The sequence below is a fragment of the Pseudomonas sp. LW8 genome (assembly GCF_041956865.1).
Classification (GTDB): Bacteria; Pseudomonadota; Gammaproteobacteria; order Pseudomonadales; family Pseudomonadaceae; genus Aquipseudomonas; species Aquipseudomonas siliginis.
In genome coordinates this window covers 3714086-3735727 of sequence record NZ_CP168138.1, presented here as the reverse complement: position 1 = coordinate 3735727, position 21642 = coordinate 3714086, and the positions used below count along the sequence as shown (strand labels likewise).

Here is a 21642-nt window from a genome sequence, read left to right as displayed (position 1 = left end):
GAAGCTTTCAGACCTTGAGGACTTTGCCGCCGATCGCCACAGCCACCAGCAATACCGCCATCAGTCCAAAGGCAAAACTCAGGCTGCTGGCATGGGCGACAAAACCGATCACTGCCGGCCCGGCGAGAATCCCTGCATAACCCAGCGTGGTAATCGCCGGCACCGCGATGCTCTCCGGCATCACCGTCTGCTTGCCCACCGCCGTGTACAGCACCGGCACGATGTTCGAGCAACCGGCGCCGACCAGCGCATACCCGACCAGCGCCGCTTGCCAGCTCGGCGCGAAGGTGGCGAGAAACAGTCCCGCCGCCGCCAACAGGCCGCCGAACAGAATGATCCGCGTAGCCCCCAGCTTGCGCACTATGCGATCACCCAGCAGACGGCCGACGGTCATGGTCAGGGCAAACGCTGCGTAACCCATTCCCGCATAAGCCGTGTCGATCCCCCGTTCCTGAGCGAGGAACACTGCGCTCCAGTCCAGCGCCGCGCCTTCGGTGAGGAACACGATGAAGCACATGCCGCCGATAAACAGCACGATGCCATGGGGAATGGCGAACGCCGGGCCGGAGCTTTCGCTGCCATAGGGCAGCATGTGCGGCACGCATTTGAGCAAGGCGCCGATCAGCAAAACCACTACCACCAGCATCGCCGCCAGCGGTGTCAGGCCGAGGCCGAGCAGGGCGCTGACACCCGCCGCACCGACGATGCCGCCAAGGCTGAACAGGCCGTGGAACCCCGACATCATGTGCTTGCCGCTGGCGCGTTCAACGATCACTGCTTGCAGGTTCACCGTCGAATCCACCGTGCCGAGACCGGCGCCGAACATGAACAGCGTGGCGATCAGCGCCGGGATCGATGACACCGTCGCCAGCAACGGCAGCGCCGCGCAGATCAGCAGGGTGCCGCCGGTGGCCACACGTCGGCAACCAAAACGCGTGGCGAGAATCCCCGCCAGCGGCATCGCCAGAATCGAGCCTACGCCCAGGCACAGCAGCAATAACCCCAGCGTGCCCTCATCCAGCCCGGCCCGCGCCTTGGCATACGGCACCAGCGGCGCCCAGGCGGCGATGCCGAGGCCAGCGATGAAAAAAGCGACGCGGGTGGACATCTGTTGCAGACGTCCGGGGACGAAGGTGTCTTGGGGGTTGAGGCTGGTCATATCGATCCTTGGCAAAAAAACAACTGCATCCCGAGTGACATTCTGCCGGCGTTGAGGTTCGATCTCAGGCCTTTTCGGGGCATAACGGTGAACATCCTACCCTGTGGGAGCGAGCCTGCTCGCGAAAGCGGTGGGTCAAATATGGAATTGTCGACTGACGCACCGCCTTCGCGAGCAGGCTCGCTCCCACACTGGTTTGCGGTTTACAGTCGGATTTTCGCCAGCATGGAATATGGGAACAAGGCATGACGACGTTCTACGACGCACGCGGCAATATCTACGCCGTGGTCTCACCCCAAGCCTTGCGCGAGGCCGGAATCGCGTTGCCGACAAGCGCCGACGCCTGCGCCGCATCTCGGCAGCACTGGAGCGAAGCCGCTATCGCCCTGTGCTGCGATTGGCCCGACGGCCAGCGTCCGGCCAACGGCAAACCCCACCGCAGTGACGGCCTGCTGATCGGCCCGTTTCAGGCATCTGCGCCGTTCGATGTGCTGATCGTCAACACCGACGGCAGTCTCGCCGAGCGCAGCGGTAACGGCCTGACGATTTTTTCTCAGGCATTAACCGAGCAAGGCTTGATGGCGGAGCAGGGCGCCATGCTGCGCGTTCATCATGACAAAGGCGCGGCGCTGGAAACCTCAGTGAGACCCGCCGAAGTCGAAGGCGTGCGCGGTTTCTGGCTCGACCTCGGCCGGCCCGGATTCGGCCCGCGAGCCGTTGGGGCGCAGGCAGTCGAGAGCGTTCAAATCAATAATCGCGACGTCAGCCATGTCCAGCCCCTGGCGCAACTCGATCCCACTTGGACCCACAGCCAATTCGTCCGCATCGGCAATCCGCACTGTGTAACGCTGCTCAGCGATGCAAGCGCTTTGCCGAGCAACGAAAAGATGCGTGAACCCACCCTGAACCAACGGCTTACAGCAATCGCCTATGCCATGCCCACCGGTGCCGGTAATCCCTGCCCGGCGGGCGTCAATCTGCAATGGGCCGCGCTGGCGTCGCCGCAGCAAGTCCTCGCCCGGGTATTCGAGCGTGGCGAAGGACCAACCGCGTCATCCGGCACCAGCGCCAGTGCGGTCGCGTGTGCCGCGTGGCGGGTGGGTTGGGTCGAGGCGGGAAAAGTGCGGGTGGTCATGCCGGGTGGCACCGCACCGGTTTTGCTTGAGGTTTCGCAAGGGGAATTGCTGCGCGTCAGATTGTTTGGCACGGCGCGGTTGGCGGGTTGATTCGGCCGACGCCATCGCTGGCAAGCCAGGCTCCCACAGGGTTTTGCATGAGGGCCCAATCATATGCTCAACACAAAACCTGTGGGAGCCTGGCTTGCCAGCGATGAGGCCATCAGCCCCAGCGCAATCTCAGCTGAACTCCACCACCGGCATCTGCCGCTTCATCAACACCTTGCCGCCGCGAATCGAATACAGCGGCAGGCCTTGGCTGCGGATCACTTCGTAGTCGCTGTCCGCCGAGAGAATCAGCAAGTTCGCCGGGCGGCCCTGTTCCAGTCCGTAACGCTCGCCCAGGTGCATGGCTTTGGCGCTGTTGTCGGTGACCAGATCCAGCGCGCTTTGCAGGTTGCGATAACCGAGCATGTGGCAGATGTGCAAACCCGCTTCAAGCACGCGCAGGATGTTGCCGTTACCCAGCGGATACCACGGGTCGACGATCGAATCCTGACCGAAACACACGTTCATGCCGGCTTCGAGCAGTTCGTTGACGCGGGTCACGCCCCGGCGCTTCGGGAAGTTGTCGAAACGTCCTTGCAGATGAATGCTTTCGGTCGGGCAGGAAACAAAACTGATCCCGGAATGGCCGAGCAGGCGGAACAGTTTGGCGCAGTAGGCATTGTCATAAGAACCCATCGCCGTGGTGTGGCTGGCGGTGACGCGGGCGCCCATGTCGCGGCTGCGCGCTTCTTCGGCAAGCACTTCGAGGAAACGTGAATGCGGATCGTCAGTCTCGTCGCAGTGCACGTCGACCAGGCAGCCGGTACGCTCGGCCAGGTCCATGAGGAACTTCACCGAGCTGACGCCCTGATCGCGGGTGTACTCGAAATGCGGAATGCCGCCGACCACGTCGGCGCCCATGCGGATCGCTTCTTCCATCAACTCGCGACCATTGCGGAACGACTCAATGCCTTCCTGCGGGAACGCGACGATTTGCAGATCGATCAAGTGACGGCTTTCCTCGCGCACTTCGAGCATGGCTTTGAGCGCGGTGAGTTGCGGGTCGGTGACATCGACGTGGGTGCGCACGTGCTGAATGCCGTGGGCGGCCAGGGCCTGAATGGTCTTCTTGGCGCGGGTCTTGGTGTCTTCTTCGGTGATGGTGACCTTGCGCTCGCCCCAGCATTCGATGCCCTCGAACAACGTACCGCTCATGTTCCAGCGCGGCTCGCCGGCGGTGAGGGTGGCGTCGAGGTGGATGTGCGGCTCGACGAAGGGCGGCACCACCAGATTGCCGCCGGCATCGAGGTCATCCGCGCCGAGGGTCGGCGCTTCGGTCTGACGGGCGATGCTGTGGATCAGGCCGTCTTCGAGGTGCAATTCGTGCAGGCCTTCCTGGTTGCGCAGGCGGGCGTTGATGATGTGCATCAGGCAAATCCTTTTTATAGGTCTTGTAGTGGTGCGCTGACGCGACGGGCGCCCAGCACACCGGTGACGATGACATACGTTAGCGCGGCAGCGGCAATGCCTACCAGCGGCGCGACCCAGGGCGAGCTGAACGCAGCGACGGTTCCGACCCCGTAGGCCCCGAGGCCCGGCCAGTTGAACGCTGGCAACCGTGCGTCGGCCAGACGCGGATAGTGCCCGCGCCAGCGATAGAAAAAGTCAGCCATGATCACCCCGCCAATTGGCGGAATCACCGTGCCGAGCAGGATGAGATACGGCACCAGCATGTCGTACATGCCCAGCAGGGCGAGCAGAGTGCCGATCACCGCGCCACCGAGGGTCACGGTCTTGCGCCGCCCGGTGCGCAGCAGGTTGCAGCCGGCGACGGCGAAGTTGTAGATGGTGTTGTCCTGAGTGCTCCAGATGTTCAGCAACAGCATGGCCATCGCGGCCATGGCGAAGCCCTGCAACAGCAGCACTTCAACCACATCCGGCTGTTGATAGACGATCGCGCCGTACGCGCCGATCAGCACCATCAGGCCGTTGCCGATGAAAAAACCGATCAGGCTGGCCAGCACTGCCACTTTTGCCGAGCGCGAAAAACGCGTCCAGTTGGTGGCTTGCGTTGCGCCGCTGACGAAGGTGCCGAACACCAGGGTGATCGCTGTCGACCAGTCCAGCGAACCGGTCGGCACCACGCTGAGCAAGCCTTCGAAACCGCCAACCTTCACGGTCGCTGCCCACATCGACAGCATCAGCAGCAACATCATCGCCGGCACTGCGATGTACGAGAGAATTTCCAGTCCGCGATAACCGATGTACGCCGTGGCGCAGAAGCCGAGGCCGAACAGCACCATCAGGACCAGCGCGGTGCTTTCATCGAGATTGAAATACTTGCCGATCACCACCGCCGCCGTCGCCGTGCCCCACGCGTACCAGCCAATCTGGGTGAAGCCGAGAATCAGATCGCTGAGCTTGCTGCCGACTTCGCCAAAACAGAAGCGGCCCATCAGTACCGAATTGAGGCCGCTCTTGAAGGCGATGTAACCCAGCCCTGCGGCGTAAAGGCCCAGCAGCAGATTGCCAACAATGATCACCGCCATCATCTCGGCGAAACCGAACGCGACCCCGAGCTTGCCGCCGGCAAACATGGTCGCAGTGAAAAACGTGAAGCCCAGTAACACCATCGCCGTCGAGGCCAGGCCTTTGCGCGCGTGCATGGGGACTTCACTGAGCGGGTAATCGTTGCCGGGGGCGTTCTGCGTCATGGGGCAGTCCTTGCAGGAAGGGGAAGACGCAGAAGGGTTGCAGCGGTCGTGCCAAACGGCGCAAGTGAACGAATGTGTAGACGCGACTGAGGTTTTCAGCGCGAAAGCAGTGCACTGAATGCACCAGGAGCCCAATGTGGGAGCGAGCCTGTTATGTGCATGGCAGATGATTCAAACCTGGCGCCGGACTCTTGTGGGAGCGAGCCTGCTCGCGAATACGGAGTGTCAGTCACCGAATAAATTGACTGGAACGGCGCTTTCGCGAGCAGGCTCGCTCCCACAGGGGCGGGGGAGATGTGTGGTGCTTATTCGCCGCGATAGATGCAGCCGCTGGTGCACGTCTCATGAATGCGGATCGCGCTGAGTTCCGGCAGCAATGGCTTCATCTCATTCCAGATGAATTTGGCCAGCACTTCGCTGGTCGGGTTTTCCAGGCCAGGAATGTCGTTCAGGTAGTTGTGGTCGAGACGCTCATACAGCGGCTTGAAAATCGCTTTGATCTCGGAGAAATCGCGAATCCAGCCAGTGTGCGGGTCGAGGTCGCCGCTCAGGTGCAGCGCGACCTTGAATGAGTGGCCGTGCAGGCGGCCGCACTTGTGGCCGTCCGGGACGTGCGGCAGGCGGTGGGCGGATTCGAAAGTAAACTCTTTGAAGATTTCCACGGTATTTTCGGCTCTGTTCAGATGGCGTTCGCCGCAGCGATTCGGGCAGGCGGCGAGTTTATCAGCTTGTCTTCGGCCGTGCTGACTAAAGGGTCAGCAAGCGCTCGGCGAGGCGACCGTTGGCCGTCAGCTCGAGGAATTCGTCACCCAGTCGACGGCTCTCGTCCATCGCCGTGTGCCAGTATTTCTGCCGGCTCGGCGCATCGCCCATAAAGCGTTTGAAGTCGTTGCGATCGGGCAGTTTGCCGTAGGGCAGGCGCGCCAGATATTCCTTTGATGGCGCGACCAGCAGCACATCCTGCAGACGCTGCACCGAAGCGCGGCGCCATGGCAGGGTCTTGTCGAACCAGCCGGGAATCACCCGATCGGTGAAGTGCGGATAGAGCACGATGCCGTCGCCGCTGTAGGGCAGGTCGAGGTGGTAGTCGAGCAGGCCGCCGTCACGGAACGTACCCGCGCCGGCGCCGGGCAGGTCGCGCACGCCTTCCATCACCATCGGAATCGACCCGGAAGCGAGCAGGGCCTGGCGCAGGTTGCCGGTATTGAGGGCAACGAAACGCGAGGGGAAATCGGTCAAGGCATCAAGCGGCGGCGCCAGGCGCGGGTCGTGGATGATCAGCCGCTCAAAGTGTCGCGACAGCCGCGCACGACCGCGCAGGTTGTCGGCGATCACCGAGCCCAGCGCCAGACCGAGGCGCCCGCGATGGTCTTCGGCGAGGCGGCCCTGGCTTTTCACCACCATGATGTTCAAGCGGTAATCGGCGTTTTCAAGGATGCTCGCATCGCGGCCGTCGAGCAGGTCATTGAGCATGCGCTGCGAGCTCTGGCTGATCTCGGCCATGGTCACGCCTTTGTTGAAATGCTGCTCGGCGTATAGCTCACCGAGGCGGCGAATGCCTTCGGCGGCGTCCGGTAGGCAGGCGCTGGCGAAGCGCCAGGAACCCACCGAGGCGCCGATCAGCGAACGCTCACGCGGCGCACTCGGCAGCCACTCGCCGAACAACGCTAGATCGAGCCCCTGAATCCCCAACGCCTTCGGCCCACCGGCCGCACCGGGCAGGGTGCCGACGTCCGCGGCGTGCAAACCCTGCGCACGAATCCGCGCCATGGCCCGTGGGCCGGCCTTTATGGTGAGAGCAGGAAACTTGATGTGGATGGCGGTCATACCGGTCTCGATCGTTAGCAAGCTGGCGATTATAAGCACATGTTGCAGGCCCATGTCGGAGTGAGCCTGCCCCACAAGGGGGGCAGACGCAAACCAGTGTGGGAGCAAGCCTGCTCGCGAAAGCGGTGGGTCAGAAACATCGTTGCAGCTGACACTGCGCCTTCGCGAGCAGGCTCGCTCCCACAGGGGAGCTTGCCAGCAATGGGGCACAATGATGGCCATTCAGTTTCAGTTAAGTTGACCTCGCTATGGTGCCCACCGTAAGCAACATATAAGAATTCGGAGACACCATGAAAACCCTGACTGCCCTGACCACTGCCTCGATCCTCGGCCTTGGCGCCAACACTGCGCTGGCGCGCGATCTCGGACCTGACGAAGCGCTTCGTTTGCGCGACGCTGGTACTATCGTCTCCTTCGAGAAGCTCAACGCCATCGCCCTGGAAAAACACCCCGGTTCGGAAATCACCGAAACCGAGCTGGAGGAAGAGTACGGCAAGTTCATTTACCAGATCGAACTGCGCGACCCGAAAGGGCTGAAGTGGGATCTGGAGTTGAACGCGGTCGATGGTGAAGTGCTCAGGGATCATCAGGATACGTAATGAAGCTGAATAGTCGCGCCACCCGCCTGACGGCGCTGGCGCTGGTGTTGTTGTGCAGTACGGCCATGGCTCGCGACCTCGATCAGGACGAGGCGCTGGCCCTGCGTCGCGATGGCGTGATCCTGCCGCTGGAGCAAGTGCTGCAGCAGGCCATGGATCGCTACCCCGGCGCCAAACTGCTGGAAGTCGAGCTGGAAGAAAAACACGACGTGTACATTTACGAAGTCGAATTGCTGACGGTCGAAGGCGTGGCGCGCGAGCTGCACCTGAAGGCCGATACCGGCGAGTTAGTCAAAGACAAGGAAGATTGATCGATGCGTTTGCTTCTGGTGGAAGACCACGTACCGCTGGCCGACGAATTGCTCGCTGGCCTGCAGCGCCAAGGCTACGCGGTGGATTGGCTGGCCGATGGTCGTGACGCGGTGTATCAGGGCAGCAGCGAGCCCTATGACCTGATCATCCTCGATCTCGGCCTGCCCGGCGTACCGGGGCTGGACGTGCTGGCGCAGTGGCGCGCGGCCGGTCTGGCGATTCCGGTGCTGATCCTTACCGCGCGCGACTCCTGGGCCGAGCGCATCGAAGGGCTGAAGGCCGGCGCTGACGATTACCTGACCAAACCGTTCCACCCGGAAGAACTGTACCTGCGCATTCAATCGCTGCTGCGTCGCTCCAAGGGCCAGTCCAACCAGCCGACCCTGCAAGCCGCCGGCCTGCATCTGGACGAAGGCCGCCAGTGCGTGGTTCGCGACGGCGCCGACATCCAGCTGACCGCCGCTGAATTCCGCCTGCTGCGCTATTTCATGCTGCACCCCGAGCAGATCCTCTCGAAAAGCCACCTCGCCGAACACCTCTACGACGGTGAGACCGAGCGTGACTCCAACGTCCTCGAAGTCCACGTCAATCACCTGCGGCGCAAGCTCGGCAAAAGCGTGATCGAAACCCGTCGCGGTCAGGGATACCTGTTCGGCGGACAAGCTTCATGAGATCAATCCAGCGCCGTTTGAGCCTGGGTCTGATCAGCGTGATGGTGGTGGTCGGTCTGGTGCTGGCGCAAACCAGCCTGTGGTTGTTCGAAGTCGGTTTGCAGCGCTACCTCGAAGCCGGCCTGCGCAACGACAGCGAAAGCCTGTTGGTTGCGCTGGTGCGCGGCCCGCAAGGTTTGCAATTGCATGAGCGGCATCTCTCGCCGGCCTATCAGCGGCCGTTTTCCGGGCACTACTTTCGCATCGATTTCTCCGACAGCCACTGGCGTTCGCGCTCGCTGTGGGATCAGGAACTGCCGTTGCTGCAGCACCCGGGGCTGCACAGCAACTTGCAACTAGGCCCGGGCGGGCAACGCCTGCTGATACTGCGCTCGGACTATCGACGCCTGGGTCAGTCGATCTCGATCAGCGTCGCCCAGGATTACACGCCGGTCAGCGACAGTTTCCAGCGCATGCGCCAGATCGGCCTCGGCCTCGGGCTGGCGGCGTTGCTTCTGATTCTGTTCCTGCAACGCCTGACCGTACGCCGCGCCCTTAAACCGCTGGAACGCGCGCGCGAGCAGATCGCTCAGTTGCAGCAGGGCCAGCGCTCGCAACTCGACGATCAGGTGCCGGTGGAGCTGGAGCCGCTGGTGGCGCAGATCAACCATTTGCTCGCCCACACCGAAGACAGCCTCAAGCGCTCGCGCAATGCCTTGGGCAACCTTGGCCACGCGCTGAAAACCCCGTTGGCGGTGCTGCTCAGCCTGGCCTCCAGCGACAAGCTTGATGACCATCCCGAGCTGCGCAGGATTCTCAAGGAACAACTGGAGCAGGTGCAGCAGCGCCTCAATCGCGAACTCAATCGCGCGCGGTTGTCGGGGGATGCGCTGCCCGGCGCGTTGTTTGATTGCGATGCCGAGCTGCCAGGGTTGCTGGCGACCTTGAACATGATTCACGGCGAGCATCTGGCCTTGAGCTACGTCGCACCGCCGGGTTTGCAGCTGCCGTGGGACCGCGAGGATTTGCTCGAACTGCTCGGCAACCTGCTCGACAACGCCTGCAAATGGGCCGATGCCGAAGTGCGCTTGAGTGTGATCGAAAGGTCTGACGGCTTTGCCCTGAGCGTGGAAGATGATGGGCCAGGGATTCCCGAAGAGCAGCGCACTCAGGTGTTCAGCCGTGGCACGCGGCTGGATGAGCAGACCCACGGGCATGGGCTCGGCCTTGGGATCGTGCGGGATATTGTCGAAACGTGGGGTGGCTTGCTGGTGTTGGGCGAAAGCGAGTGGGGCGGGTTGAAAGTGGTGATTGAACTGCCTCGGCGGTGAGCCCTTGAAAAGCCCCTCACCCTAACCCTCTCTCAGAGGGAGAGGGGACTGATTGTGTTGTTCTTGAGAGATTCACCCACTTGAAATCCGAGTCGAACTCAGGACTTGAATGGCATGAAGATCGGCTCCCTTTCCCCCTCGCCCCCCTTGGGGGGAGAGGGCTGGGGTGAGGGGGGATTGCAACTGACACCCCGCACTTGTGCATCAAACGCGAAACTGATCCATCAACCGCTGTTGCTGATTCGCCAGGCTGTTGAGCGACTGGCTCACGCGCGCCGATTCATTGGCCTGCCCGGACAGCGACTCGGTCACATCGCGAATCGTTGCCACGTTGTTGTTGATCTCCTCAGCCACTGCGCTCTGCTCTTCGGCAGCACTGGCGATTTGCAGGTTCATGTCGCTGATCACCGTCACCGCATCGCCGATCTGCCGCAACGCCGTGACAGCCTGGCCCACCTGCTCAACGCTGCCCTGGGCCTGACGATGGCTGTTGCCCATCGCACCGACCACTTCCTGCGTGCCGTTCTGCAATTGCTCGATGACCTGGCGGGTTTCCTCCACCGACTCCTGAGTGCGGCGCGCGAGGTTGCGCACTTCATCGGCGACCACGGCAAAACCGCGTCCGGCTTCACCGGCACGGGCGGCTTCGATGGCGGCGTTGAGTGCGAGCAGGTTGGTCTGCTCGGCGATGGCGCGGATGGTTTCCAGCACCGTGCCGATTTTCTCGCTGTTGGCGGCCAGGCCCTCGACCTGAACCATCGCTGCGCTCATGTCGGCGGCGAGGGTGTCGATGCTCGCGGTGGTGTGGTCGATCACGGTCAGACCCTGGCGGGTGGCGCGGTCGGCGTCCTTGGCGGCTTCGGCGGCCTGGGCGGCACTGCGCGCGACGTCCTGGGCGGTGGCGCTCATTTCGTGGGACGCGGTGGCGACCTGATCGACCTGACGGTATTGCTGCTCCATGCCGGCGCTGGTCTGGGTGGCGATGGCTGAGGACTGGTCGGCAGTGTTGCGCGCGTCCTGCACCGAGCGCTTCACCTCGGCGATGATCGGCTGCAACTTGTCGAGGAACTTGTTGAACCAACCGGCCAACTGGCCGAGCTCGTCCTGCTTGTCGTAGGCCAGGCGCCGGGTCAGATCGCCTTCGCCGCTGGCGATGTCTTCAAGCATGTGCGCCACACCGAGGATCGGCTTGGTCACGCTGCGCGCCATCAGCCACACCAGCAGCAGACCGATCAGCGCGGCGACCAGGCCGAGGCTCAGTTCGATCAGCGTGCCTGAGGTATTGCTCGCATCCAGTTGCTGCTTAAGCGCTTCGGCGCGGCTGACCAGGACTTGCTCCGGCACATCGAGCAACACACCCCACGCCGGTCCGTCGGGAATCGGCTGGAACGGCGACAGCACTTTCAACTGGCCGTTGCTGTGCAGGCTGCTCACGCCAGTGCTCGAGGCGAGCAGGCGCAGCAACTCGCTGCCGCTGGCCTGATCCACCGCATCCAGGCGCTGGCTGAGTTTGCCGGCATCCGGGCTGTAACCGGCGAGCAGGCCGGCGGGGCTGACGATACTGACGGCAGTCTGACCGTCGTAAAGCTTGCGGCTGGCGTTCTGGCTGATCGCTTGCAGGCTATTGAGGTTGATGTCGACCGACAGCGAGGCGATGACTTTGCCATTGACCTGCAGCGGGAAGACGATGCTGGTCATCAGCACTTTCTGGCCATCGATGACATAGAAGTACGGCTCGATCACGCAGGGTTTGAGCGTGGTGCGCGGGCAGGTGAACCAGGCGTTGGCGGCCTGACCGCTGGGGCCGGTGCTGGTGTCGCTCATGTCGCTTTCCGGCAGCGCCATCGAGGTGACTTTGCCCGGGGTCGGCTGCGACCAGTACAGGGCAAAACGGCCCTTGTCGTTGCTGCCCAGTTCAGCCTGATCGGCGAACAGTTCGTCCTTGCCGTCCAGCGCATTGGCTTCGAACACCAGCGACAGGCCGAGCAGATCCGGGTTGGCTTGCAGCGCGGATTTGACCTGACGGGTCATGTCCTCGCGCAGGTCGAAGGCATCGAGAAAGCGCTTCTCGGCCTGCTCACGCAAAAACAGTACCTGCCGCGAGAAACCGTGGCCGTACTGATAGGCGTCCATGAATTGCTGACGAATGCCGGCGGCCTGCACTTCACCTTGCGATTCGATCCGCGCCTGCGCCGATTCGGTGAGCATCTCCATGCTCGAGGCCTTGACCAGCGCCGAGCTGTGTTCCATGCGATACAGCGAAAGACCGACCAACAGGGTCACGATACCGGCCAGGCAGAGGCCGGCGAGCAGGGTGATTTTCCACTGGATGGAAAGTTGTCTGAGCGCCATGGAAAACATCCTTATCCGATAAATATCTGAGACTTTGCACTGTAGCGGCCGCGTTTCGGCTTTCTTTATGCCGTGAGCGCAATATGACCGATTGCCGCATGCGGGGCCTGTGGTCCTGTAGTCCTGTGGTCCTGTGGTCCTGTGGTCCGGTAGTCCTGTAGTCCTGTGGCGAGGGGATTTATCCCCGTTCGGCTGCGAAGCAGTCGTGACACCTGCGTACAGGGTTGATTTAAAGTTTGCCGGGGGCGGCTTCGCCACCCAACGGGGATAAATCCCCTCGCCACAGGGCTTTGACAGCGCCGCCACTCTGCGGCACAGTGCGCGCCCTCTAATAAGACCCTTCATACAAATCCGCCGGCCAGCGCCGGGCGGACTCATCCTGTCTGGCGGTGTGTTTCCACCCGCAGTGTTTTTTGAGGTAGTGAAATGAATGCAGTCATAGCAGCCGTCGGCGTCATGCTGATCCTCAGCCTGTCGCGCGTGCATGTGGTGATCGCGCTGATCGTCGGGGCGCTGGTCGGTGGCCTGACCGGCGGTCTGGGCATCGACGCAACACTCAAGGCGTTCAACAGCGGTCTGGGCGGCGGCGCGACGGTGGCGTTGTCCTACGCCTTGCTCGGCGCGTTCGCCGTGGCAATCGCCAAGTCCGGCCTGGCCCATGCGCTGGCCGACAAGGCTTTGGCGATGGTGGATCGGCAGCACGCAACCGGCGGCGGTAACGTCAAATGGCTGCTGATCGGCCTGCTGTGGGTGGTGGCGATTGCCTCGCAGAACATCCTGCCGATCCATATCGCGTTCATTCCGCTGCTGGTGCCGCCACTTCTATATGTACTGACCAAGCTGCAACTCGATCGCCGTCTGATCGCCTGCGTCATGACCTTTGGCCTGATCACCCCGTACATGTTTCTGCCGGTGGGTTTCGGCAACATCTTCCTCAACGAAATCCTGCTCGCCAACGTCGCCCGCAGCGGCGTCGACATCAGCGGCATCAATGTCACCCACGCCATGGGCATTCCGGCGCTGGGCATGGTTTTCGGCCTGGCGATGGCGTTTATCAGCTATCGCAAGAAGCGCGTTTATGACTTGGCCAAAATCGAACAGGTCGAGCAGACGGCGGTGCACTACAACCCGCTGAGCCTGATGATTGCCGGTGTGGCCATCGCTTCGGCATTCGTGGTGCAGTTGCTGCTGGACTCGATGATTATCGGCGCTCTGGTCGGGTTCCTGATTTTCTCGGTGTCGGGCATCGTCAAATGGCGCGAGACCGATGATCTGTTCACCGAAGGCATGAAGATGATGGCGATGATCGGCTTCATCATGATCGCCGCCTCAGGTTTTGCCGAAGTGATGAAGGCCACCGGGCAGGTGCAGACGCTGGTCGAATCGTCGGCAGCCTGGATCAATCACAGCAAAGGCGTCGGGGCTTTGTTGATGCTGCTGGTGGGCTTGCTGGTGACCATGGGCATCGGTTCGTCGTTCTCTACCGTGCCGATTCTCGCAGCGATTTTCGTGCCGTTGTGCGTGCAACTGGGCTTCAGCCCGATCGCCATCGTCTGCATCGTTGGCACTGCCGGTGCGCTGGGCGATGCCGGTTCACCGGCCTCGGACTCGACCCTCGGCCCGACCTCCGGCCTGAACATCGACGGCCAGCATCACCACATCTGGGACACCGTCGTACCGACTTTCCTGCACTACAACCTGCCGCTGCTGGTGTTTGGCTGGGTGGCGGCGATGGTTCTCTAAAAAATCCACAATTGCCCCATGTGGGAGCGAGCCTGCTCGCGAAGGCGTCGTGTCAGTCGACACACAGGTTGCTGAGCCAACGCTTTCGCGAGCAGGCTCGCTCCCACAGGGGGGGCGGCGATGTTTCAAGACTCAACTTTTGCCCCGGCGTGCCGTTAAAGCCTTTAACCACGCCAACAAAATCAAAAGAGTGAGTCCCCCGATGCGCCTGAGTCTCAAGGCTAAAGTCCTGTCCCTTGCCGTTCTGCCGGTGCTGCTCTTTGCGCTGGTCATCAGCGTGACCACGCTGTTCATCCTCCAGGAACAGGCGCGCAAGGAGGTCGAACAGACCCGCGAGCGGCTGCTCAGCGACGCCAAAGCCACCCTGCAAAGTTACGTCGCCGTGGCCATGACCACGATCAAACCGCTGTACGACGCCGCCGCACCGGGCGACGACGCGGCGCGGGCGCAGGCGATCAAGTTGCTCTCGGGCATCCGCTACGGCAAGGACGGCTATTTCTTCGGCTACGACTCCGAAACCGTGCGCCTGTTCAAGGCCAACGACCCCGATGGCGTGGGCAAAAGCTTCAAGGACAACCGCGATCCGAACGGCGTCTACGTCAACCTCGGCCTGGTCAAAGTGGCCAAGGACGGCACCCACTATTTGCAATACAGCTCACCGCTGCCGGGTAACGCCAAGGTGCTGGTGCCGAAACTCGGCTACACCGAATACCTGCCGAAGTGGGACATGGCGGTCGGTACTTCGGTCAACCTCGACGGCATCGAAGCGCAAGTGGCGCAGGTCGAGGCGCAAGTGCAGGAGCGCGTGCAAGGCGTGGTGCTGAGCATTGTCGGCGTTGCGGTGCTGGTGCTGTTGGTGATCGCGGCGGCGGGCATGCTGCTGGCCAACACCATTCTGCGCCCGCTGACCCTGATGAAAGCCAACCTCGATGATATCGCGGCGGGCGAGGGCGACCTGACCCGACGCCTGAACATCACCAGCCAGGACGAACTCGGCGAACTGGCCGGCTCGTTCAATCGTTTCGTCGACAAGATCCACGGCCTGGTGCGGCAGATCACCGAGATGACCACGCAACTGACCGGTCTGGTCACCCAGGTCTCGGAACAGGCGCAGCGTTCCGATCAGGCCATGGAGCGTCAGCGCCACGAAACCGATCAGGTCGCCACGGCGATCAACGAAATGTCCGCCGCCGCCCAGGAAGTCGCCAAGAGCGCACAGAACGCCGCCGTCGCCGCTCAGCAGACCGACGAAGAAGGCCAGAGCGCCAAGCGCGTGGTCGCGGGCAGCATCAAACAGATTCATGCACTGGTCGACGACATCCGCAACAGCGGCGTGTCGCTGGACAGCCTGCAGCAGGACGTCAGTTCGATTGTCGGCGTGCTTGGGGTGATTCGTTCGATTGCCGAGCAGACCAACCTGCTCGCGCTCAACGCCGCGATCGAAGCGGCGCGCGCCGGTGAGGCCGGGCGCGGGTTTGCGGTGGTTGCGGACGAAGTACGCGCACTGGCCAGCCGCACGCAGATCAGCACCCAGGAAATCCAGGGCATGATCGACCGCTTGCAGGCCGGCACGCAGCAGGCGGTCGAAGCGATGCGCCGTTCCAGCGAGGCCGGCGACGGCACTTCGCAGCAAGCCAATCAGGCTGGCGCATCGCTGGACGCCATGGCGCAGTTGATCGCGACGATCAACTCGATGAACGCGCAGATCGCCAGCGCAGCGGAAGAGCAGACGGCGGTGGCCGAAGAGATCAACCGCAGCGTGCATCAGATTGCCGTGGCGGTGGACAGCGTCGCCGATGAAACGCAACTGGGCGCGCAAACGTCGCGCAGTCTGGCGGAGCTGGGGCAGCGGTTGGGCAAGCTGGTGGGGCAGTTCCGTATCTGATGGCCTGAAAAGCCCCTCACCCTAGCCCTCTCCCAGAGGGAGAGGGAACCGATTGGGGAATATTGCGGGATTACGCCGACCTGAAAGTCCTGCTTTGAATCCATAATCGACGCGGTTTTTCAGGTCGATGCAGTAGGTGGGACACCTCGGTCGGTTCCCTCTCCCTCAGGGAGAGGGCTAGGGTGAGGGGGCTCTTGATCTTCAGGCTCTGTCCCAATAAGGAATCTCGCCAAAGCACTCGACAAAAAAATCAATTACCGTCCTCACCTTCACCGACAACCGTCGGCTCCCCGGCCACAGCACCGCGATCTGCTGCGGTTCCAGGCTGTTCGACACCTGATACTCCCTCAGCACCGGCACCAGCGTGCCCTCGCGCACCGCTTCGCCAATCAGCCACGACGGAAACATCACCAGCCCTAAGCCTTGCTGGGCGGCCTGGGTCAGGGTGTCGGCGTGGTTGCCGGTGATCGGGCCTCTGACCGTGTACGGCGTCCAGTCCTCGCCATCACGGCGGAAAAACCAACGCTGCTGACCGGCCGCGCCTTTGTAGGCCAGGCACTGATGCTGCGCGAGTTCGTCCGGGTGCTGCGGCGTGCCGTGGCGTTTGAGATAGGCCGGGCTGGCGGCGACCTGAAAACGGTGCGGCGCCACAATGCGTGCCTGCATGCTCGAATCGTGCAGCGCGCCGATGCGAAACAGCAGGTCGGCGCCTTCCTGTAGCGGGTCGATGTAATGGTCGGTTTGCTGGATATCCAGTTGCAGCTTCGGATAGCGCGCGCAGAGCTCGCCCAGCCAGGGCGTCAGATGGCGTTGGCCGAACACCACCGGGGCGTTGATGCGCACCAGTCCGGTGGGTTCGCTTTGCTGCTCCTGCAACGCCTGTTCGGCTTCCTCCAGTTGCACCAATAGCAGCCGCGCATGGTGGCCGAGCGTGCGCCCGGCTTCGGTCGGGGTGACGGCGCGGGTGTGGCGGTAGAGCAATTGCTGGTTCAGCGCCTGTTCCATCAACTGGATCTGCCGCGAAATCGAGGAGGGCGCGACCCCTTCGCGGCGGGCGACTTCGGAAAAACTGCCGTGGTCGAGGACCGCCACAAACAGCCTTAACGCTTTGAATCCGAGTTCGTTGAGCCCGTGCATGCCGTGTCTCGCTGTGCGTGTTGCGCAAAAGTGTTGTCCGGATGCTCCCATTTATCGCACAGCGGCGCCAGCCGATAATCCGCGCCATTGTTTTTGAGCGTGGAAGGTTATGTATGCAGACGTTGGATGAAGGGGTGGTTGCTGCACCGGTGAAAAGCTCGGTGTTGCGTCTGCTGTTGCTGCCGCTGGTGATTCTCGCTGGCATGGGCTTGTCGGTAGAAGCCGGATTGCTCGGGCCGCTGGGTGAGCAGGTCGGGCATTTGTGGGCGACGTTGAGCATTTTCGGCGTGGGTTCGGCGATCCTGTTTTTGCTGTTGCTGTTTGCCGGTCCGCAAAAAGGGCCGGCGCTGACCGAACTGCCGCGCTGGCAGTTGATCGGCGGTTTTCTCGGGCCGATCTACGTGGTGGTGCTGACGCTGGCGACGCCGCACATCGGCATTGCCATGACGATGATTGCGATTTTGTCCGGTCAGGTCGGCAAGAGTGTGCTGATCGACCATTTCGGCTGGTTCGGCGCGACGCGCAAGAAGGTCAACGGCGAGCGCTGGCTGGCGTTGGGCTTGATTGTGGTGGCTTTGGTTCTGATTGCGCGGGGGTGAGTGATGGGTCTGGTGATTTTGTTGGCGGTAGTGGTATTGGCCGGTGCGGTGTTGAGTGTGCAGGCCGCGATCAATGGGCGTCTGGGTGAAACGGTGGGGGTGCTGCGTAGCAGTCTGCTGACCTTTGCGGTGGGCGCAGTGGTGACCGGGTTGTTGATTCTGTTTTTCGAGCCGGCGCAGGCGGTAAGTCTGCTTGAGGTGCCGAAGTGGCAGTTGACCGGGGCGCTGTTTGGTGTGGTGTACATGATGGTGATGGTTGGCGCGGTGCCGGTGGTCGGGACGGCTGTGGCGACGGTGGCGGTGATTGTCGGGCAGTTGGGGATGGGGATGTTGATCGACAATTTTGGCTGGTTGGGGAATCCGGCGATCGGCTTGTCTCCGAGTCGGATGTTGGCGATGGTGTGTCTGGCGGTGGCTTTGGTGTTTATGTATCGGAGCAGTTTGCGTTCTGAGTGATTGGATTTGAGTACATATCCGTTGCTGCGGTTGTTGCTGATTACGGTTCCGCTCTTACAGCGGGTCACTTTTTCAGACGCCAAAAAGTAACCAAAAGGCTTGGCCCCGGCGTTCGGCCCGCTCGCTGGGGCTCGGGGTTCCTTCGCTGCGGGATCGATCCCTCCACTCAGCCTGCCGATGGGGCCGGCACGGCAAGATCAAGGGCGGTACTCGAGCTTGCGCTCATTGTGTTGAGTGGTTAGGAGCGGGTGGTGTCTGGCTTTGGTTTTGTGCCGGGATTCGCCCCTCACCCCAGCCCTCTCCCGAGGGAGAGGGAGCCGACCGAGTTGTTTCGCGTTATACAGCGAACTGAAAGACCTTATCGATTATGGATTCGGTACATACAGGGAGAGGGCTAGGGTGAGGGGCTTTTGATGTCATGTGCAGGTCTGTGCAGCGCGATGTCGTTCTGGTGGGAGCGAGCCTGCTCGCGAAAGCCATCTCTGCGTCGCCCAATCTCTCAACAGTTGGTCAGCCTGCAACACCACCTTCCACACTGTCCTCTACGGCTTACCACTCAAGCCTCAGACAACCACCACGCAAGGAGTCTGTCCCATGTCCGATAAAAAATGCGACTGCCCGGGCTGCAACTGCACGATCAAAGAAGGCGAACATTCCTACGCTGTACACGGTAAACACTATTGCTGCGAGGCTTGCGCTCATCACCACAAACACGGTGAAGAATGTGCGATGAAGGGCTGCGGTTGCGCTCATCCGAAATAAGCGCGGCAAAAAAAAGTGGAGCCTAATCAGGCTCCACTTCCATTTTCAGACTGTCGTCTTCCTGTCGTTCAAAGTGCCTCACCGTGCCTTGCAGTGTTCGCCCTTCGACCTTGACCACCACAACCTTGGCTTGGTGGAGGTCTTCCGGTACCGGTGCCTGGACGCACAAGGTGAAGCGGTAAGGGTCATCCGCGACCGTTTCCAGTGCGACTGCGCAATTCACCGTTTTGGTGATCTGGCCGAAGAAGGTGGTCAGGCCGTAGTCCAGTCGGGCCGTGTGATAAGTGTCGGTCATCGGTCGATTCCCCCTGTCGATTGCCAAGCCTGCGGTGGAGGCGGTGGGGTCAGTTGGTCTGGCGCCAGGTGACGTTTTCCAGGCCGAATTTTTCTGCCATCGGTTTGCTGGTCTTTTGCACTTTCTCGCGGCCGAAGCGCGGGATGCGACCCACGCCCGCGTCGCAGCTTGCCCAATGCCAGGCTTCGGCGTTGTCCATTTTGTCCGAGCGGATAATGAACGACTTGGGGGTGCCATGCAGTGTGTAGTCGATGACGTAAAGTTTTGCGTTGTTCATAAAGCCCGAATTCCTCCCTGTGGTATTAAACGGATCGCGCTGTGCCGGGAAAATTCATTCGGATTGTCCGACGGTATCTATCGTTGGCGAGTGCGCGGCGTGCTGGTTACCATGGCGGCTTCGCCAACCCCCTGTGAACGTTCGCCATGGCCCTCGCCGCGCCCCCTGATCTGACCGACACCGATGTGCCCGTGCAACCGCTGGCGCGGACGTATCCGCGTGGTTTGTTCATCGAGCCGCACGAGCATGTCTGGGGGCAGTTGCTGTATGCGATGAGCGGGGTGATGTGGGTCGAAACCCCGCACGAAGCGCTGGTGGTGCCGCCGCAGCGGGCGGTGTGGTTGCCGCCGGGGGTGCCGCACGGGATTCGGGTGGTGTCGGATTTGCAGATGCGCAATATCTACCTGCGCCCGGCGCTGGCGGCGACGCTGGATGCGACGGTGCAGGTGATCGAAGTCGGTGGTCTGCTGCGCGAGTTGATCGTCGGACTGGTGGCGCAGGGCGATGACGGCGAGGCTGAGTATTACGATGCACTGGTCGGGCTGGCATTGCTGGAACTGCGCCGGGCCAGGCGTTCGCAGTTGAAGATTCCACTGCCGGACGAGTCCGACCGGCGTCTGATGAATCTGTGTCAGGCGGTGATGGCCGCGCCGTCGCTGGAGATCCCGTTCGAGCAGCATGCGCAGAACGCCGGGGCCAGCGTGCGCACCCTGGCGCGGTTGTTCAAGGACAGCCTCGGCATGGGCTTCGCCGAATGGCGACGGCAGGTGCAGTTGGCGACGGCGGTGGCGGCGTTGATTCAAGGCGTGGCGGTGAGCGTCATTGCTCGCGAACTGGGTTATTCACCGAGCAGTTTCAGCGACATGTTTCGCCGGGAACTTGGCGTAGCGCCTTCGCAATTCTCGGCAACTTGAACAGATCCATGTGGGAGCGAGCCTGCTCGCGAAAGCTTTGCACCAGGCAATGAAGTGCTGACTGGAAGACCGCATTCGCGAGCAGGCTCGCTCCCACACGGTTCTATGGCGGCTGCAGAAGGTTTGTCCGAAATTCAGAAGTCCTTGGCCGATACCGCTCCGCCCGTTTCCCTAGACTCTGCCCATCACTTATCGCGGCGGAGTTCCTTTCATGAACTACCTCATTTCTCTGGCCATCGGCCTGGGCGTCGGCCTGCTCTACGGCGCGCTCGATTTCCGTTCTCCCGCCCCACCGGCCATCGCGCTAATCGGTCTGCTCGGCATGTTGGCCGGTGAGCAGTTGTGGCCGTTGGGCCGGCAACTGGTCGCTGGCTGGGTGTCCTGAATTTCCTTTTTCTTTTCGGTGGATGTGCCCATGAAAGCGTTGCAATTCGATCAGACCGGCGACCTGTCTTCCCTGCGTTTCGTCGACGTTCCGACCCCGGTGCCCGGCGCCGATGAAGTGCTGGTGCAGATCAAGGCTGCCGGGCTCAATCCCAGCGATGTGAAAAACGTCCTCGGGCGTTTTCCCTACACCACACTGCCACGGGTTCCGGGGCGGGATTTTGCCGGGGTGGTGGTCGAGGGGCCGCAAGCGTTGATCGGTCAGGAAGTCTGGGGTACCGGGCGCGAGCTGGGCTTCTTCGCCGACGGCGCACATGCGCAATTCGTCAAATTGCCGGCCCGTGGCGTGGCGCACAAACCGGCGCATTTGAGTTTCGCTCAGGCGGCCAGCCTTGGCGTGCCGTACACCACGGCGTGGGATGCGCTGGAACGCAGCCTGGTCAGCGCCGACACGCGCTTGCTGGTGATCGGCGGCGGGGCAGTGGCAACCGCGGCTTTGGCCCTGGCAAAAGTGCGCGGCGCGCAATTGCTGGCGGCGGCGCGCCGGCCCGAGCAGGTAGCCGATCTGCAGCAGCAGGGCTATCAGACGATTCAACTGGATAAGCCAGAAGACCTCGGTTCCCAGGTCAACGCGGTGTATCGCGGCGGCGCCGATGTGATCTTCGACACCACCGGTTTCTGGCTGCCCGCCTCGGTGGCGGCACTGGCGACCTTCGGCCGCATCGCCATCATCGCCGCACCGGTCGACGGCCATGTGCAATTGCCGGCGCTGGCGCTGTATCGCAAGGGCGGCTCGGTGGTCGGGATCAACTCGTTGTTGTACGGCGTCGAGGCGTGCGCGGCGATGCTCGAGCAGTTCGGGCGCTTCTTCGATGAGGATCGCTTGCCGCTGCCGCAGGGCCTGATGCAAGTGCCGCTGGCTGAAGGGCCGGCGCGCTATGAAGAGGTCAATCAGGGCGGTGGCGACAAGATCATTTTGCTGCCCTGACTCACGCAAATCCCTGTGGGAGCGAGCCTGCTCGCGATGACGGTGGATCAGTTAAACATTCGCCGACTGACACACCGCTTTCGCGAGCAGGCTCG

Annotated in this window: 22 protein-coding genes and 2 pseudogenes; 14 read left to right on the top strand and 10 right to left on the bottom strand. The window is 62.1% G+C overall.

The genetic code is table 11. The features are described 5' to 3' along the window. Window positions 1-7: 7 nt before the first annotated feature. Entirely contained in the window at window positions 8-1159 is a 1152-nt protein-coding gene (locus AB9L16_RS16855) for an MFS transporter (protein WP_101158826.1), read from the bottom strand. 245 nt (window positions 1160-1404) lie between these two features. Between AB9L16_RS16855 and AB9L16_RS16850 the strand changes: the two genes are divergently transcribed. After that, complete coding sequence (locus tag AB9L16_RS16850; RefSeq protein ID WP_375122430.1) at window positions 1405-2385, top strand: diaminopimelate epimerase; 981 nt, start codon at window positions 1405-1407, stop codon at window positions 2383-2385. A gap of 129 nt (window positions 2386-2514) precedes the next feature. Here AB9L16_RS16850 and codA read toward each other — a convergent pair whose 3' ends face one another. From codA to AB9L16_RS16830, 4 genes are all read right to left on the bottom strand, one after another. Then, window positions 2515-3750, bottom strand: coding sequence for a cytosine deaminase (gene codA / locus AB9L16_RS16845; protein ID WP_039763460.1), 1236 nt, complete (start codon window positions 3748-3750; stop codon window positions 2515-2517). A gap of 14 nt (window positions 3751-3764) precedes the next feature. Next, the gene (gene codB / locus AB9L16_RS16840; protein WP_375122429.1) at window positions 3765-5036 is read right to left on the bottom strand and encodes a cytosine permease; all 1272 of its coding nucleotides are present in this window, start codon (window positions 5034-5036) and stop codon (window positions 3765-3767) included. 305 nt (window positions 5037-5341) lie between these two features. Next, on the bottom strand, window positions 5342-5698 hold the full coding sequence (queD, locus tag AB9L16_RS16835; RefSeq protein ID WP_007915588.1) for a 6-carboxytetrahydropterin synthase QueD: 357 nt from the start codon (window positions 5696-5698) through the stop codon (window positions 5342-5344). Between the two features lie 85 nt (window positions 5699-5783). Beyond that, a complete protein-coding gene (locus tag AB9L16_RS16830) occupies window positions 5784-6863 on the bottom strand; it encodes a patatin-like phospholipase family protein (RefSeq protein WP_375122428.1) in 1080 nt (359 codons plus the stop codon). Between the two features lie 290 nt (window positions 6864-7153). Here AB9L16_RS16830 and AB9L16_RS16825 point away from each other — a divergent pair, with 290 nt between their 5' ends. Genes AB9L16_RS16825 through AB9L16_RS16810 form a run of 4 tightly spaced genes read left to right on the top strand, consistent with a single transcriptional unit; the run spans window position 7154 to window position 9755 of the window. Beyond that, window positions 7154-7462: a PepSY domain-containing protein gene (locus AB9L16_RS16825; protein ID WP_016775414.1), complete on the top strand. Its 309-nt coding sequence runs from the start codon at window positions 7154-7156 to the stop codon at window positions 7460-7462. After that, window positions 7462-7773: a PepSY domain-containing protein gene (locus AB9L16_RS16820; RefSeq protein WP_016775413.1), complete on the top strand. Its 312-nt coding sequence runs from the start codon at window positions 7462-7464 to the stop codon at window positions 7771-7773. Before AB9L16_RS16825 ends, AB9L16_RS16820 begins: the two co-directional genes overlap by 1 nt. Before the next feature lie 3 nt (window positions 7774-7776). After that, on the top strand, window positions 7777-8445 hold the full coding sequence (locus AB9L16_RS16815; protein ID WP_252876626.1) for a response regulator transcription factor: 669 nt from the start codon (window positions 7777-7779) through the stop codon (window positions 8443-8445). Then, entirely contained in the window at window positions 8442-9755 is a 1314-nt protein-coding gene (locus AB9L16_RS16810) for a sensor histidine kinase (protein WP_375122427.1), read from the top strand. Before AB9L16_RS16815 ends, AB9L16_RS16810 begins: the two co-directional genes overlap by 4 nt. 204 nt (window positions 9756-9959) lie before the next feature. Here AB9L16_RS16810 and AB9L16_RS16805 read toward each other — a convergent pair whose 3' ends face one another. Both AB9L16_RS16805 and AB9L16_RS16800 read right to left on the bottom strand, forming a co-directional pair. Further along, the gene (locus tag AB9L16_RS16805; protein ID WP_370593523.1) at window positions 9960-10715 is read right to left on the bottom strand and encodes a methyl-accepting chemotaxis protein; all 756 of its coding nucleotides are present in this window, start codon (window positions 10713-10715) and stop codon (window positions 9960-9962) included. Between the two features lie 102 nt (window positions 10716-10817). Beyond that, a pseudogene (locus AB9L16_RS16800) lies at window positions 10818-10964 on the bottom strand (HAMP domain-containing protein); the annotation flags it as partial. A 1569-nt stretch (window positions 10965-12533) separates the two neighbouring features. Here AB9L16_RS16800 and AB9L16_RS16795 point away from each other — a divergent pair. From AB9L16_RS16795 to AB9L16_RS16785, 3 genes and pseudogenes are all read left to right on the top strand, one after another. Continuing rightward, the gene (locus AB9L16_RS16795; RefSeq protein WP_024013513.1) at window positions 12534-13850 is read left to right on the top strand and encodes a Na+/H+ antiporter family protein; all 1317 of its coding nucleotides are present in this window, start codon (window positions 12534-12536) and stop codon (window positions 13848-13850) included. 202 nt (window positions 13851-14052) lie between these two features. Further along, window positions 14053-14877: pseudogene (locus AB9L16_RS16790) on the top strand (cache domain-containing protein); the annotation flags it as partial. Window positions 14878-14913: 36 nt separating this feature from the next. Then, a complete protein-coding gene (locus tag AB9L16_RS16785) occupies window positions 14914-15735 on the top strand; it encodes a methyl-accepting chemotaxis protein (protein ID WP_370695145.1) in 822 nt (273 codons plus the stop codon). A 201-nt stretch (window positions 15736-15936) separates the two neighbouring features. Here AB9L16_RS16785 and AB9L16_RS16780 read toward each other — a convergent pair whose 3' ends face one another. Next, window positions 15937-16872 carry a LysR family transcriptional regulator gene (locus tag AB9L16_RS16780; RefSeq protein WP_375122426.1) on the bottom strand — a complete coding sequence of 312 codons (936 nt, stop codon included), beginning with the start codon at window positions 16870-16872 and terminating at the stop codon, window positions 15937-15939. A gap of 113 nt (window positions 16873-16985) precedes the next feature. Between AB9L16_RS16780 and AB9L16_RS16775 the strand changes: the two genes are divergently transcribed. The 3 genes from AB9L16_RS16775 to AB9L16_RS16765 all read left to right on the top strand — a co-directional run bounded on the left by AB9L16_RS16775 (window position 16986) and on the right by AB9L16_RS16765 (window position 18689). Beyond that, the gene (locus AB9L16_RS16775; RefSeq protein WP_110603826.1) at window positions 16986-17471 is read left to right on the top strand and encodes a DMT family transporter; all 486 of its coding nucleotides are present in this window, start codon (window positions 16986-16988) and stop codon (window positions 17469-17471) included. Between the two features lie 3 nt (window positions 17472-17474). Next, window positions 17475-17927, top strand: a complete 453-nt coding sequence (locus AB9L16_RS16770; RefSeq protein ID WP_236169375.1) for a DMT family transporter — start codon at window positions 17475-17477, stop codon at window positions 17925-17927. A gap of 594 nt (window positions 17928-18521) precedes the next feature. Beyond that, window positions 18522-18689: a metallothionein gene (locus AB9L16_RS16765; protein ID WP_016775405.1), complete on the top strand. Its 168-nt coding sequence runs from the start codon at window positions 18522-18524 to the stop codon at window positions 18687-18689. Window positions 18690-18711: 22 nt separating this feature from the next. On the opposite strand, the gene AB9L16_RS16760 is transcribed toward AB9L16_RS16765, so the two are convergent. Together AB9L16_RS16760 and AB9L16_RS16755 are read right to left on the bottom strand one after the other, a co-directional pair. After that, window positions 18712-18984: a hypothetical protein gene (locus AB9L16_RS16760; protein ID WP_056791362.1), complete on the bottom strand. Its 273-nt coding sequence runs from the start codon at window positions 18982-18984 to the stop codon at window positions 18712-18714. A gap of 49 nt (window positions 18985-19033) precedes the next feature. After that, window positions 19034-19261 carry a DUF6555 family protein gene (locus tag AB9L16_RS16755; protein ID WP_016775403.1) on the bottom strand — a complete coding sequence of 76 codons (228 nt, stop codon included), beginning with the start codon at window positions 19259-19261 and terminating at the stop codon, window positions 19034-19036. A gap of 146 nt (window positions 19262-19407) precedes the next feature. Here AB9L16_RS16755 and AB9L16_RS16750 point away from each other — a divergent pair, with 146 nt between their 5' ends. From AB9L16_RS16750 to AB9L16_RS16740, 3 genes are all read left to right on the top strand, one after another. Further along, window positions 19408-20175 carry a helix-turn-helix domain-containing protein gene (locus tag AB9L16_RS16750; RefSeq protein ID WP_150634876.1) on the top strand — a complete coding sequence of 256 codons (768 nt, stop codon included), beginning with the start codon at window positions 19408-19410 and terminating at the stop codon, window positions 20173-20175. 211 nt (window positions 20176-20386) lie between these two features. Beyond that, on the top strand, window positions 20387-20560 hold the full coding sequence (locus tag AB9L16_RS16745; RefSeq protein ID WP_375122425.1) for a DUF1427 family protein: 174 nt from the start codon (window positions 20387-20389) through the stop codon (window positions 20558-20560). A 30-nt stretch (window positions 20561-20590) separates the two neighbouring features. Further along, window positions 20591-21547, top strand: a complete 957-nt coding sequence (locus AB9L16_RS16740; protein ID WP_150634877.1) for a zinc-binding alcohol dehydrogenase family protein — start codon at window positions 20591-20593, stop codon at window positions 21545-21547. Window positions 21548-21642: the final 95 nt, after the last annotated feature.